Here is a 12432-nt window from a genome sequence, read left to right on the forward strand (position 1 = left end):
GCATGAAGCCTTTTGCCATTCTTGCCCCCACGCGCCTGGTCTTGATCGCGCTGGCCCTGTCTTCTTCCGCCTGTGTATCCAAGCTGGCTGAAAGCCGCGTGCGCAGCGCCCTGGTCAACGCCGGCATCGACCGCGCCAATGCCGCCTGCATGGCCGAGCGGATGACCGACCGTCTCTCCATCGGCCAGTTGCGCCGGCTGGAAGCGTTGCAGGCGCCCAAGCGCAGCCTGGCCGACTATGTGTGGACGGTGAAGCGGCTGGACGATCCGCAACTTGTACAGGTAACGACCAGCGCGGCGGCGCTCTGCGCGCTGGGTCTGGCCCCCGAAAAGCGGTGAGCCGTGCGCGGGCGCGCGGCGGATTGCCCGCTGCGCCCGCTGGACCTGCGGACACGCCTTGCCTAAGGCTGGGGAACCGGAACGGGACTGACCGGCAGGAGAACAGGGTTTGCGCAAGATCGGCCTTATCGGCGGCATGAGCTGGGTTTCGACCCGCACCTATTACGAACATATCAACAAGCTGGTTCAGGCGCGGACAAGCACTTTGTCGAGCGCGCCGCTGTTGATCGAAAGCCTCGATTTCGCCGGCTTGGCGCGGCTTTCCACGCCCGAGGAATGGAACCACGCGGCCCAGGTGCTGGTGCAGAGCGCCACGCGGCTGGAGCAGGCCGGGGCGAGCGCGATCGTCATCGGTGCCAATTCGATGCACAAGGTCTATGATCAGGTCGCTGCCTCCGTGGCCGTGCCGGTGATCCATATAGCCGATGCCGTGGGCGCGCGGATGCAGGCGGCGGGCGTCAAGACGGCCGCCCTGATCGGCTCGCGCAATGTCATGGTCGAAAGCTTTTACCGCAAGCGGCTGGTGGCGCATGGCGTTACCCTGCTGCCGCCGGTGATGGACAACGTGGACGAGATCGACCGCATCATCTACGAAGAACTGATGCAGGGCCGCGCCACGCGCTCGGCCGAGCGCACCTTCAAGACTCTGCTCACCACGATGGGCCAGGCCGGCGCGCAAGCGGTGGTGCTCGGTTGTACCGAGCTCGACATGGTGATCGATGTCGATGCCAACGTGCTGCCGATCTATGACGGCACGCGCATCCATGCCGAAGCGGCGGTGGACTGGATCCTGGGCGGGGAGCAGAGCGCAGCGTGATCGTGCCGCGCGCGCCCTGGGCTTGCGATCCGGCCATGTCGCGTGGGCGGGAGTTCGCGCCGGAGCAGGGCGGCGTGCGCGGGCCGCGCAGCGAATTCCAGCGCGACCGCGACCGGATCATCCATTCGATCGCGTTCCGCCGCCTGCGCCACAAGACCCAGGTGTTCATCGCCCCCGATGGCGATCACTATCGCGTGCGGTTGACGCACAGCCTGGAAGTGGCGCAGATCGGCCGCGTCATTGCCCGCGCGCTGGGCGCCGACGAAGACCTGACCGAGGCGCTGTGCCTGGCGCACGATATCGGCCACCCGCCGTTCGGCCATGCCGGAGAGGATGCGCTGGAAGCCGCGCTGGCCGATTGCGGCGGGTTTGACCACAACGCCAATACCTTGCGCGTGCTGATGCGGCTGGAAAGCCCCTATGTGGAGCACGACGGCCTCAACCTGACGTGGGAAATGCTGGAAGGGCTGGCCAAGCACAACGGGCCGGTGAAGCAGCCGACCTGGGCGCTGGCTGAACTCGACGCAGCCTTTCCGCTCGATCTGGCCAGCCATGCTTCGATCGAGGCGCAGATCGCCGCGATTTCCGACGATATCGCCTATGACAACCACGATATCGACGATGGCCTGCGCGGCGGTTTCCTGACGCTGGATGACCTGCTCGAGCTGCCGTTCCTGGCTGAACAGTGGTATGCGATCGAGGCGCGCTATCCCGGCGCCCCGCGCGAGCGGCTGCTGCGCGAACTGGTGCGCGGGCAGATCGGGCGCATGGTCAACGACGTGATCGGGGAAACGCAACGGCGCCTTGGCGAAAGCGGGGTGGACAGCGCCGCCGATGTGCGGGGGGCAGGGCGCGCGCTTTGCGGCTTTTCCGAAGCCGTGCGGCGCGAGGAGCGCACGCTCAAGCAGTTCATGTATGCCCGGCTCTATCTCCACCCCGAGCAAGTGGCTGCGGCCGATCGCGCGCGCCATGTGGTCGAGACGCTGTTTGCCGCCTATCGCACCGACGCGGCGCTGATGCCTGCGACGTGGCAGGCCCGGCTGCCGGCGGAAGAGCCGGCGCGCAGCCGGACGATTGCCGATTTCATCGCTGGCATGACCGATCGCTATGCCATCGACAATTACGCGAAGATCGTCGGGCAAGTACCTGAAGGATTGCGCAATGTCTGACCCGGTTCGCGTCCTGGTGGTGGGCGCGAGTGGGCTGGTGGGGCAGGCCGTTTTGCGCGCTGCGGTTGATCGCCCAGCCCTGCGCCTGGTTGCCCTGGGCCGCCGGGCGGCGCCTTTGCCGCAAGGGGCGCGGATGGAGCAACTGGTGATCGATCCGGCGCAATGGGCCGATGCCGTCGCGGCGGCGCGACCTGGCGTGATCGTGCTGGCGCTGGGCACGACGATTGCCACGGTGGGCGGCGATCGCGCGGCGTTTCGCGCGGTCGACCACGGGCTGACCCTGCAATGCGCGCAGGCGGCGCGGCAGGCCGGGGTGGCCCATGCCATTCTGGTGTCATCGGTCGGGGCCGATCCCGCAGCGCGGTCCTTTTACCTGGCCACCAAGGGCGAGGTTGAGCGGGACGTCGCGGCGCTCGGCTTTGCCCGGCTCGACGTGATGCGCCCCGGGCTGCTGCGCGGGGCACGAAGCGGCCCGCCGCGCCCGGCCGAACGGCTGGGCATGGCCGTGGCGCCGCTGCTGGACTGGGCGCTGGCCGGATCGCTCGCCCGCTATCGCTCGATCCCTGCAAGCACCGTCGGTCGCGCCATCGCCGACCTGGCAAGTGCCCGATCCACCGGGCATTTCGTCCACCACTATCGCGAAATCCACAAGGCTGCGCAGGGGCTTGCTGATCCAGGCAGTTGACTTGGGCCGGGGCGATGGGCGAAAGGGCAAGCCTGTCGCTGACCCGCGCGGGAGAGTTTCCTGCTGATTCGCATATGTGAAACAGCAGGGACGCCGAAGGAGCAACCGCCCCGGAATCTCTCAGGCCAAAGGACCGCACGGGGTCTATAGCGACACTCTGGAAAGTGCTGCCACTCCCACAGAGGAGCGGAGCCGCCGAAGGGGTAACCCCGTGACGCGCCACAGGAGAGGGCGCTGGGGGAAAGCTCTCAGGTTTCCGTGACAGAGGGGGCACCGTTGGGTGCACCTCTGTGCGGAGTTGAAACTTGTGAGTGACACATACGATCTCGTCCGCGATGCGGGCGCAAAGCCGCCTATCCTGACTCTGCCGCTCGACGCCTGGCACCGCGAACGCGGCGGCCGCATGGTGGAATTCGCCGGCTATCACATGCCCGTGCAGTACGAGGGCATCATGGCCGAACACCAGTGGACGCGCGCCCACGCCGGGCTGTTCGATGTGTCACACATGGGCCAACTGGTGCTGCGCGGCGACAATGTGGCCCAGGCGCTGGAAAGCCTGCTGCCGGGTGCCTTCACCACGCTCAAGCCGGGCAAGCAGCGCTATTCACTGCTGCTGGCCGACGATGGCGGCGTTCTCGACGATCTGATCGTCACGAACCGCGGTGATGATTTCTACGTCGTGGTCAACGGCGCCACCAAGCATGCCGACATCGCCCATATCGCGGCGCGCCTGCCCGAGGGCGTGGCGCTGGCCCATCTGGAAGACCATGCCTTGCTGGCCTTGCAGGGGCCGGAAGCGGCCGTGGCGCTGGGCGCGCTGGGCCTGGTGCCGGCGGGCGATGCCACCCGCACGCTCGATGCCCTCGTGTTCATGGAAGCGGCGCCCTTCGTGTGGAACGGCGTGGCGCTGGGCGTCAGCCGTTCGGGCTACACCGGCGAGGATGGCTTCGAGATTTCGGTCCACCGCGATCACGTGGCGGCGCTCGCCGATGCGCTGCTGGCGCAACCGGCGGTCAAGCCGATCGGCCTAGGCGCGCGGGATTCGCTGCGGCTGGAGGCGGGGCTGCCGCTCTATGGTCATGATCTTTCGCCCGATATCGATCCGGTGGAAGCCGACCTCGGCTTTGCCATTCCCGCCCGCCGCCGCGTGGCCGATGCCGGCTATCCCGGTGCCGCTCGCCTGGCCCGGGCCTTTGCCGAAGGCACCGCGCGCCGCCGCGTGGGCCTGCTGATCGAAGGCCGCATGGCCGCCCGCGAAGGCGCCGAAGTGCTGGCCGATGGCCGCACCGTGGGCACCGTGACCTCTGGCGGGTTCGCCCCCAGCCTGGAGCGGCCGATCGCCATGGCGTTTGTGGAGACGGCGCTGGCCGTGCCGGGCACCTCGCTGACCCTTTCCGTGCGCGGCAAGACGCTTGCCGCCACCGTGACTTCGCTTCCCTTCCATCCCCACCGTTACGTGCGCAAAGGAGCCGCCTGATGACCCGCTATTTCACTGCCGACCACGAATGGATCGCGGTTGAGGGCGACACTGCCACGGTCGGGATCACCGACTATGCGCAGAGCCAGTTGGGCGACATCACGTTTGTCGAACTGCCCGCCGTGGGCGCCAGCCTGGGCAAGGGCGACAGCGCCTCGGTCGTCGACTCGGTGAAGGCCGCGTCTGACGTCTATGCCCCGGTTTCGGGTGCCGTCACCGAGGTGAACCCGGCGCTGGAAGACGCGCCGGAACTGGTCAACTCCGCTCCCGAAGGCGAGGGCTGGCTGTGGAAGATGACCCTGTCCGACGCCGGCCAACTCGACGGCCTGATGGACGAGGCGGCCTATGCCGCCTATGTCGCGGGGCTTTGACACGATGCGCTATCTTCCCTTGAGCGACCACGATCGCGGCGAGATGCTCGCCACGATCGGGGTACCCGATGTCGACGCGCTGTTCGTCGATGTACCGGCCGAGGCGCGGCTTGCCGGGCCGATCGCCGGGCTGCCTGGCCATGCCAGCGAAATGGCGGTGGAACGGCACATGGCGCGGCTTTCGGCCGAAAGCCTCACGGCCGGCCAGGTGCCGTTCTTCCTGGGCGCCGGTGCCTATCGCCACCACGTTCCCGCCACGGTCGATCACCTGATCCAGCGCGGCGAGTTCCTGACGGCCTACACACCCTATCAGCCGGAAATCGCGCAGGGCACCTTGCAGGTGCTGTTTGAATTCCAGACCCAGGTGGCGCGCCTGTTCGGCACAGACGTGGCCAATGCCTCGCTCTACGACGGTTCGACTGCGTGCTGGGAAGCCATTGCCATGGCCGGGCGCATCACGCGCCGCAGCAAGGCGGTGCTTTCGGGCGGGCTGCACCCGCATTACGTGGGCACGGCGCAGACCATGGCGCGCTTTACCGGCGATACGCTGGTCACCGCCAAGCCGGAATTGACCGCGCAGGCCGATGACGACGCGCTGATCGCCGCGATCGACGCGGAAACCAGTTGCGTGCTGGTGCAGTATCCCGATGTTCTGGGCCGCATTCCCGATCTGCGCCGCATCAGCACCGCCGCGCAAGCCAAGGGCGCGTTGCTGATCGCCGTGGTGACCGAGCCGGTGGCGCTGGGTCTGATCGAAAGCCCCGGCACGCTGGGCGCGGATATCGTGGTGGGCGAAGGCCAGTCGCTGGGCGTCGGCCTCCAGTTCGGTGGCCCCTACCTCGGCCTGTTCGGCTGCCGCGAGAAGTATGTGCGGCAGATGCCTGGCCGCCTCTGTGGCGAGACGGTGGACGCCGATGGCAAGCGCGCCTTCGTGCTGACACTCTCGACGCGCGAGCAGCACATTCGCCGCGAAAAGGCGACCAGCAATATCTGCACGAATTCCGGGCTTTGTGCCCTGGCGTTCAGCATTCACCTGAGCTTGTTGGGCGGCGAAGGCCTGGCCCGCATGGCCCAAGCCAGCCACCTGCGCGCGGTGCAGGCGGCGCAGGCGCTGGCGGCCGTGCCCGGCGTGGCGCTGGTGAACCAGAGCTATGTCAACGAATTCGCCGTCACGTTGCCGCGCCCGGCAGCCGAGGTGGTGGATGCGCTGGCGGCCAAGCGGGTGCTGGGCGGGGTGGCGCTGTCGCGCCTGGTTCCCGGCGAGCCGGGCCTGGCGAACGCGCTGCTGGTGGCCACCAGCGAACTGACGAGCGAGGAAGACATCGCGGCCCTGGCGGCGGCGCTTGCGGAGGCATTGGCATGACTGTTTTGAACCCTGCCGGCTGGCGCCCAGAGATGGGCGAGCGCATTTCCGCCGCGCTCGAAGCGCCCGAAACCGTGACCGGCAATCGCGCGCTCCATCTGGAAGAACCGCTGCTGTTTGAAGTCGGCCGGATGGACCATTGCGGCGTCGATTTCGACGACGTGCCCGGATCGCCGCTGGCCGGCTTGGCGCTGCGCAGCGCACCGGTCGACCTGCCCGGCCTGAGCGAGCCGGAAGCGGTGCGCCACTACACCCGCCTGTCGCGCCAGAACTATGCGATCGATCTCGGGCTGTTCCCGCTGGGAAGCTGCACGATGAAGCACAACCCGCGCCTGGACGAAAAGGTTGCGCGCATGCCAGGCTTTGCCGACGTGCATCCGCTGCAACCCACCGCCACGGTGCAGGGCGCGCTCAAGGTGATCGACCAGCTTGCCGACTGGCTGGTCAAGCTGACCGGCATGGCCGCCGTAGCGATGACGCCCAAGGCCGGCGCCCATGGCGAGCTGTGCGGCCTGCTGGCGATCCGCGCTGCCCTCGATGCGCGCGGCGATACCCGCGACGTGATCCTGGTGCCCGAGAGCGCCCACGGCACCAACCCGGCGACGGCCGCCTTTGCCGGGTTCAAGGTGGAGGCGATCCCCGCGACCGACGATGGCCGCGTCGATACCGCTGCCCTGATCGGCAAGCTTGGCCCGCATGTGGCCGGGGTGATGATCACCAATCCCAACACCTGCGGCCTCTTCGAGCGTGACCTGAAGACCATTGCCGATGCCGTTCATGCGGCGGGCGGCTATGTCTATTGCGACGGTGCCAACTTCAACGCCATCGTCGGGCGGGTGCGTCCGGGCGACCTTGGCGTGGATGCCATGCACATCAACCTGCACAAGACGTTTTCCACGCCGCATGGCGGGGGCGGCCCCGGTGCAGGGCCTGTGGTCCTGTCCGAGGCTCTGGCCCCGTTCGCGCCGCTGCCGTTCGTGAAGCCGGGCGCCGATGGTGCCCTGCGTCTGGTCGAGGAAGCCGATGGCGACACCGACGCGCCCCAGGCCTTTGGCCGCATGTGCGCGTTCCATGGCCAGATGGGCATGTTCAGCCGCGCGCTCGCCTATATCCTGAGTCACGGCGCCGATGGCCTGGCGCAAGCCTCGGGCGACGCCGTGCTCAACGCCAATTATGTGCTGCGCCGGCTTGAGCACGTGCTCCACGCGCCGTTCGGCGCGGCCGGCCCGTGCATGCACGAAGCGCTGTTCAGCGATGATGGCTTTGCCGAAGGCTTTGCCACGCTGGACCTGGCCAAGGGGCTGATCGACGAGGGCTATCACCCGATGACGGTCTACTTCCCGCTGGTGGTGCACGGCGCCATGCTAGTCGAACCGACGGAAACCGAAAGCAAGGCGGACCTCGACCAGTTCATCACGGCGATGGAAAGCCTGGGCGAACGCGCCCGGGCGGGCGATCCGGCGCTCAAGAGCGCGCCACACTTTGCCCCGCGCCGCCGCGTGGACGAAACCCGCGCCGCGCGCAAGCCGCGCCTGGTGTGGACCGAGCAGGGCGCCTGAAAACCTGGCATGAGAATGTAAAAAGGCGCCGCAAGATGCTGATCTTGCGGCGCCTTTTGCATACAAAATCCGATCGCGCGGATTACTTGCCGTTGATGGCGTCCGAACCAGCTTGGCCGGCGGACTGGATGTCCTTGCCAGCGCCTTTGACGGTGTTGCAGGCAGCGGTGCCGAGCAGCAGGCCGCCCATGGCCGCGGCGACGATGATCTTGCGCATCATGGAATTGGCTCCCTTCCTTGTGGGACGAAAGGCGTTCCGTCGCCTTCCCGAACGCGCACAGAACGCGCGATCACAGGGCCGGTTCCACGGCGCCGGTTCCGCGCCCTTTCAGGCAATCACCGGGCCGGTGGCACGGGTACGGGCGAGCACATGCTCGCGCCACGCGATGATCAGGCCGGCGGCGATCACGATCGGCGCGCCGATCCAGGTGGTGGCGGGAGGCAGGTGGTCGAACACGATCCAGCCCCACAGCGTGGCCCAGCCGAACTGCGAATAGTCCATCACGATCACGCTCGATACCCGGCCAAAGCGCAAGGCGGCGGTCATCAGCAATTGCGCGGCGAGACCCAGCACGCCGATACCGCCCAGCATCAGCCAGCCCAGCGCATCGTGATGGACGCCGGTGTGGAACAGGAACAGTGCGAGCAGTGGCGCGCTCATCGCCGAAAAGTAGAACACCACGGTGAGTGGCTCTTCGGTCCGCCCCAGATCGCGCAACTGGATCGAAACCAGCGCAACCATGAACGCCGCCCCCACGCCCACCGCCACGCCCAGCGCGGGCAGCTTGCCTTCGCTGGGCCCGGCGATGACAAGGATGCCGAGCAGGCCGATGGCGACCGCCAGCCAGCGCCATGGGCCAACCTTTTCCTTGAGCACCAGCGCGGACAGGATCACCGCAAAGACCGGCGCGGTAAAGCCCAGCACGGTGGCCTCTGCCAGGGGCAGGATCTGCACCACACCCAGGGTGAGGAACATGCCGGCCGTGCCGATCATCGCGCGGCGGAAATGGACCCAGGGGCGGGCGGTGCGCAAGCGGCGCAGTTCCCCGCGCGCACCCAGCCAGCCCAGCAGCATCACTGCGGGCAGCGTCTGGCGCCAGAACATCGTTTCGGGCAGCGGCATGCCGCGCTCGCCGGTCAGCTTGACCAGCACCAGCATCAGCGAGAGCATGACCATCGCCGCCAGGCGCAGCCCGAGGGCAAGGAAAGGGCGTTCGTGCGACGGCATGGCCCGCGCCCCTAGGCGGCGGGCAGTCCATGCGCAAGCCCTTGCATCCCCACCGGCAGGCCGCCATGGGGCGGCGATGACCATCGATTGGCAAGACCTGTTTGACGGGCCGTGGCACGCCATGGCGGCGGTGGGCGGCGTCCTGCTGGCCGTGGCGCTATGGGCGTTGTTCGCCGAGCGCCGCCGGACCAAGCGCAACGATCTCGATCGCGTGGGCTGCATGCCCTGGACGATGATCTATGTGCTGTGCTTTTTCCTGGCCTGCGTGCTGCTGGGCGGCGCCGTGCGCACTGCCCTTGGGAGTTAGAGGCTGTTTGGAAATCCGGCTTTGCCGGATTTGCGGCACCGGCCCGCGCCCCCACCCGAACTCCCATAGGGTACTATCGTCGGGAGGTCGGGTGGGGGAGCGGGCCGGTGCTGCAACGAAAATGCGCCTTGGCGCATTTTAAAAACGGGCGCTTAGAGGCAGGCTTCGAGGAAGGCCTGGTCGAAGCCGAACTGGCGGGCCTTTTCCAGGGTATAGGGGCGCAGGCCCGAAGGGCGGAACTCTCCGATGATCTTGCCGTCGTCGGTCTCGTCCAGGTATTCGAATTTGAACAGTTCCTGCGTCACGATCACATCGCCTTCCATCCCGATCACTTCGGTGATGTTGGTGGTGCGGCGCGAACCGTCGCGCAGGCGCTTGACCTGCACGATCAGGTCGACGCTTTCGGCAATCTGGCGGCTGATCGCTTCCTTGGGAATCTTGATGTCACCCATCAGGATCATGTTTTCCATACGGCCCAGGCATTCGCGCGGGCTGTTGGCGTGAAGCGTGCACATCGAGCCATCGTGGCCGGTGTTCATCGCGGCGAGCAGGTCGAAGCATTCCGCGCCACGGATTTCCCCCAGGATGATGCGGTCGGGCCGCATGCGCAGCGCGTTCTTGACGAGATCGCCGATGGTGATCGCACCCTGGCCTTCCAGGTTGGGCGGGCGGGTTTCGAGCGGCAGCCAATGCGGCTGTTGCAGGCGCAGTTCGGCCGCGTCTTCGATTGTGAGCACGCGCTCGCCCGGATCGATCATCTTTGACAGGGCGTTGAGCATCGTCGTCTTGCCCGAGCCGGTGCCGCCCGAAATGACGATGTTCATGCGGCACGCGCCGGCGATTTTCAGCGCGGTGCACATCTTGTCGCTCATCGAGCCGAAATCGCGCAGCATGTCGAGCGTGATCGGCTTCTCGGAGAATTTGCGGATCGAGATCGCGGTGCCGCGCAAGGATAGCGGCGGCACGATCACATTGACGCGGCTGCCGTCCTTGAGGCGCGCGTCGGCCAGCGGCGTGGTCTGGTCAACGCGGCGGCCGACCTGGTTGACGATGCGCTGGGCGATCTGGAACAGGTGGCTTTCGTCGCGGAAACGGATCGGGGCGAGTTGCAGCTTGCCCTTCTTTTCGATGTAAGTCTGCTCCGGCCCGTTGACCATGATGTCCGACACGTCGGGATCGTTGAGCAGCTCTTCCAGCGGGCCAAAGCCGAGCAGTTCGTCGATCAGCACCTTTTCCAGCGCGAATTGCTCGCGCCGGTTCAGCGTGACTTTCAGTTCGGCCAGCACTTCCATGATGATCGGGCGGAATTCCTCCGACAGTTCATCCTTGGTCAGCGTGGCGGCGGCTTCGGGATCGACTCGTTCGAGCAGGCGCGGCAGCACCTGTTCCTTGATCTTGTGGACCGAGGCTTCGAAACCTTCGGCCTGATAGGTGCCATCGACGACGCCGTTGACGCGCTCGGCCAGGCGGCTCATCGCATCGGCGTGCTTTCCGCCCATGTCGTCGTTGGCGCCGGGCAGCGGGCTCGGTTCGGGAATGCCGGAAGGCACGGCCGCCGCCATCTCGCCCGCCTTCATGGGACGCGCCACGCCGAACGAGGGGCGCGCGGGGGCGGCTCCACCCAAACCTGTTTTCCGGCCAAAAGCGCTCATGCGTCTTTTCCTGTCAACTCGTTCCCAGCCGCCATCGCCTGCCCGGCGGCAGGAACGGCTTTGTGCACGTAGTGAATAAGGGGGAAACCTTCAGGATTTCCTAAAACCGCGCAAACGGACGTAAAAGCATGGTGCATGGCAGCATCGCAGTTCCACGCAGCGCGGCGAGGGCCTTGCCGCTGCCATGGCATCGCGTCATGGTCAGGCACTATGGCAGCGCGGATAGCAAAGAAGGGCGATGCAGGCATGCCGCGCGACGATGGCGCCGAGCCGGCCTGCTGGCTGTGCGGCCGGCCGCTGGGGCGCAAGCGGGAATGGCACCATCCGGTGCCGAAAAGCCGGGGCGGACGCGATGTGGTGCCGTTGCACCCCATCTGTCATCGCACGATCCACGCCTGTTTCGACAATGCCAGGCTGGCACGGATCGGGTGGGATCGGGCTGCGTTGTCGCAGGACGCAGCCCTGAACCGGTTTTTGGGGTGGATCGCGAACAAGCCGCCCGATTTCCACGCCCGGACCGCACCGCGGCGCTGAGGGAAGCGCCTGGGTGCGTGGCAATCAAATGCGTGGCAATCAGATGCGGGCCGCGAAAAGATAGCCTTCGCCGCGCACGGTGCGGATCAGCGCGCCGCCACCATGGCGCACGAGCTTGGCGCGCAGGCGCGATACGGCCACGTCGATGGCGCGGTCGAACGCTTCGGCTTCATCGCCGTGCACCAGGCGCAGCAGGGCTTCACGGCTGACGACCTGGCCGGCGTGGGCGGCCAGCGCGTGCAGCAGCTTGAATTCGCCGCTGGTCAGATCGACGTCACGGCCAGCGGCATCGCGCACCACGTAGAACGTGGGATCGAGCACCCACCCGGCGAAAGTCAGCACCGGGGTGGCGGCAGCGCGCGCGCTGGCGGCATGGCCACGGCGCAGCACGACGCGCAGGCGGGCCAGCAACTCGCGCGGGTTGAACGGCTTGGCCAAGTAATCGTCGGCACCCAGTTCCAGGCCGACGATGCGGTCGATGTCGCTGGCCACGGCCGAGAGCAGCATGACCGGCGGCGTGCCGGGCTGTTCGGCCATTTCGCGCAGCAGGCCGAGCGAATCTTCGCCACGGGCCATCACATCGAGGATCACGGCATCGATCGGCTCCTGGGCGACAAGCTGGCGCAGTTCGGTGCCGTTCGCGACTGCGATCACGTGCATGCCCTGGCCTTCCAGGTATTCGCGCAGCATGTCGCGGGTCTGCTGGTCTTCGTCGAGCACGGCGATGCGCGCATCGTGGGTGCGGCGCGGGGCCTGTTCATACCCGTTGGCGGGAGCGGCGATCATCGCATCGTTGCGGGCAAAGCGCAGGGCACCGGGATGATTGGTGGTCGGGTTGGGGCGGAGTTCGGAGTGTGCAAGGGCCATTCGTCAGGGTCCATCAGTGGGAGGGGAGGGATGAGGGACACCCGCTAAACGGGGCCGTCCGGAAA

At 67.1% G+C, this 12432-nt stretch carries 14 protein-coding genes and 2 riboswitches; of the genes, 10 read left to right on the forward strand and 4 right to left on the reverse strand.

Annotated elements, in window-relative coordinates:
* Window positions 1-2 precede the first annotated feature (2 nt).
* The 8 genes from IE191_RS00220 (at window position 3) to gcvPB (ending at window position 7779) form a co-directional block, all read left to right on the forward strand.
* Window positions 3-338, forward strand: coding sequence for a hypothetical protein (locus IE191_RS00220; RefSeq protein WP_191322349.1), 336 nt, complete (start codon window positions 3-5; stop codon window positions 336-338).
* A 109-nt stretch (window positions 339-447) separates the two neighbouring features.
* The gene (locus IE191_RS00225) at window positions 448-1155 is read left to right on the forward strand and encodes an aspartate/glutamate racemase family protein (RefSeq protein WP_191322350.1); all 708 of its coding nucleotides are present in this window, start codon (window positions 448-450) and stop codon (window positions 1153-1155) included.
* The gene (locus IE191_RS00230) at window positions 1155-2324 is read left to right on the forward strand and encodes a deoxyguanosinetriphosphate triphosphohydrolase (protein WP_191322656.1); all 1170 of its coding nucleotides are present in this window, start codon (window positions 1155-1157) and stop codon (window positions 2322-2324) included. Before IE191_RS00225 ends, IE191_RS00230 begins: the two co-directional genes overlap by 1 nt.
* Window positions 2317-3009 carry an NAD(P)H-binding protein gene (locus IE191_RS00235; RefSeq protein ID WP_191322351.1) on the forward strand — a complete coding sequence of 231 codons (693 nt, stop codon included), beginning with the start codon at window positions 2317-2319 and terminating at the stop codon, window positions 3007-3009. The genes IE191_RS00230 and IE191_RS00235 overlap by 8 nt, the downstream gene beginning before the upstream one ends.
* A gap of 38 nt (window positions 3010-3047) precedes the next feature.
* Window positions 3048-3155: riboswitch (glycine riboswitch) on the forward strand.
* A gap of 1 nt (window position 3156) precedes the next feature.
* Window positions 3157-3284: riboswitch (glycine riboswitch) on the forward strand.
* Window positions 3285-3316: 32 nt separating this feature from the next.
* On the forward strand, window positions 3317-4486 hold the full coding sequence (gene gcvT, locus IE191_RS00240; protein WP_191322352.1) for a glycine cleavage system aminomethyltransferase GcvT: 1170 nt from the start codon (window positions 3317-3319) through the stop codon (window positions 4484-4486).
* Window positions 4486-4857, forward strand: a complete 372-nt coding sequence (gene gcvH / locus IE191_RS00245; RefSeq protein ID WP_191322353.1) for a glycine cleavage system protein GcvH — start codon at window positions 4486-4488, stop codon at window positions 4855-4857. Before gcvT ends, gcvH begins: the two co-directional genes overlap by 1 nt.
* A 4-nt stretch (window positions 4858-4861) precedes the next feature.
* Window positions 4862-6220 carry an aminomethyl-transferring glycine dehydrogenase subunit GcvPA gene (gcvPA, locus tag IE191_RS00250; protein WP_191322354.1) on the forward strand — a complete coding sequence of 453 codons (1359 nt, stop codon included), beginning with the start codon at window positions 4862-4864 and terminating at the stop codon, window positions 6218-6220.
* Window positions 6217-7779 (forward strand): aminomethyl-transferring glycine dehydrogenase subunit GcvPB, encoded by a 1563-nt coding sequence (gcvPB, locus tag IE191_RS00255; protein ID WP_191322355.1) that lies wholly within the window; start codon window positions 6217-6219, stop codon window positions 7777-7779. Before gcvPA ends, gcvPB begins: the two co-directional genes overlap by 4 nt.
* An 82-nt stretch (window positions 7780-7861) precedes the next feature.
* Here the strand turns inward: gcvPB and IE191_RS00260 are convergent, their stop codons facing one another.
* Both IE191_RS00260 and IE191_RS00265 read right to left on the reverse strand, forming a co-directional pair.
* Window positions 7862-7999 carry an entericidin A/B family lipoprotein gene (locus IE191_RS00260; RefSeq protein ID WP_022676376.1) on the reverse strand — a complete coding sequence of 46 codons (138 nt, stop codon included), beginning with the start codon at window positions 7997-7999 and terminating at the stop codon, window positions 7862-7864.
* 108 nt (window positions 8000-8107) lie between these two features.
* Window positions 8108-9007 carry a DMT family transporter gene (locus IE191_RS00265; RefSeq protein WP_191322356.1) on the reverse strand — a complete coding sequence of 300 codons (900 nt, stop codon included), beginning with the start codon at window positions 9005-9007 and terminating at the stop codon, window positions 8108-8110.
* A 76-nt stretch (window positions 9008-9083) separates the two neighbouring features.
* Between IE191_RS00265 and IE191_RS00270 the strand changes: the two genes are divergently transcribed.
* Entirely contained in the window at window positions 9084-9314 is a 231-nt protein-coding gene (locus tag IE191_RS00270; protein ID WP_191322357.1) for a hypothetical protein, read from the forward strand.
* Between the two features lie 152 nt (window positions 9315-9466).
* Here the strand turns inward: IE191_RS00270 and IE191_RS00275 are convergent, their stop codons facing one another.
* Window positions 9467-10966, reverse strand: a complete 1500-nt coding sequence (locus tag IE191_RS00275; RefSeq protein WP_191322358.1) for a TadA family conjugal transfer-associated ATPase — start codon at window positions 10964-10966, stop codon at window positions 9467-9469.
* 246 nt (window positions 10967-11212) lie between these two features.
* On the opposite strand from IE191_RS00275, the gene IE191_RS00280 reads away from it, so the two are divergent.
* Complete coding sequence (locus IE191_RS00280; protein WP_191322359.1) at window positions 11213-11500, forward strand: HNH endonuclease; 288 nt, start codon at window positions 11213-11215, stop codon at window positions 11498-11500.
* Window positions 11501-11539: 39 nt separating this feature from the next.
* On the opposite strand, the gene IE191_RS00285 is transcribed toward IE191_RS00280, so the two are convergent.
* Complete coding sequence (locus tag IE191_RS00285) at window positions 11540-12367, reverse strand: winged helix-turn-helix domain-containing protein (RefSeq protein ID WP_229814989.1); 828 nt, start codon at window positions 12365-12367, stop codon at window positions 11540-11542.
* Between the last annotated feature and the right edge of the window lie 65 nt (window positions 12368-12432).

Source organism: Novosphingobium pokkalii (genome assembly GCF_014652855.1).
In the GTDB taxonomy this organism is placed as follows: domain Bacteria; phylum Pseudomonadota; class Alphaproteobacteria; order Sphingomonadales; family Sphingomonadaceae; genus Novosphingobium; species Novosphingobium pokkalii.

Bases quoted from the DNA above. Each gene is read 5' to 3' on its own strand.
- IE191_RS00220 (WP_191322349.1), top strand. From the start codon at position 3: ATGAAGCCTTTTGCCATTCTTGCCCCCACGCGCCTGGTCTTGATCGCG.
- IE191_RS00235 (WP_191322351.1), top strand. From the start codon at position 2,317: ATGTCTGACCCGGTTCGCGTCCTGGTGGTGGGCGCGAGTGGGCTGGTG.
- gcvH (WP_191322353.1), top strand. From the start codon at position 4,486: ATGACCCGCTATTTCACTGCCGACCACGAATGGATCGCGGTTGAGGGC.
- gcvPA (WP_191322354.1), top strand. From the start codon at position 4,862: ATGCGCTATCTTCCCTTGAGCGACCACGATCGCGGCGAGATGCTCGCC.
- gcvPB (WP_191322355.1), top strand. From the start codon at position 6,217: ATGACTGTTTTGAACCCTGCCGGCTGGCGCCCAGAGATGGGCGAGCGC.
- IE191_RS00260 (WP_022676376.1), bottom strand. From the start codon at position 7,999: ATGATGCGCAAGATCATCGTCGCCGCGGCCATGGGCGGCCTGCTGCTC.
- IE191_RS00265 (WP_191322356.1), bottom strand. From the start codon at position 9,007: ATGCCGTCGCACGAACGCCCTTTCCTTGCCCTCGGGCTGCGCCTGGCG.
- IE191_RS00270 (WP_191322357.1), top strand. From the start codon at position 9,084: ATGACCATCGATTGGCAAGACCTGTTTGACGGGCCGTGGCACGCCATG.
- IE191_RS00275 (WP_191322358.1), bottom strand. From the start codon at position 10,966: ATGAGCGCTTTTGGCCGGAAAACAGGTTTGGGTGGAGCCGCCCCCGCG.
- IE191_RS00280 (WP_191322359.1), top strand. From the start codon at position 11,213: ATGCCGCGCGACGATGGCGCCGAGCCGGCCTGCTGGCTGTGCGGCCGG.
- IE191_RS00285 (WP_229814989.1), bottom strand. From the start codon at position 12,367: ATGGCCCTTGCACACTCCGAACTCCGCCCCAACCCGACCACCAATCAT.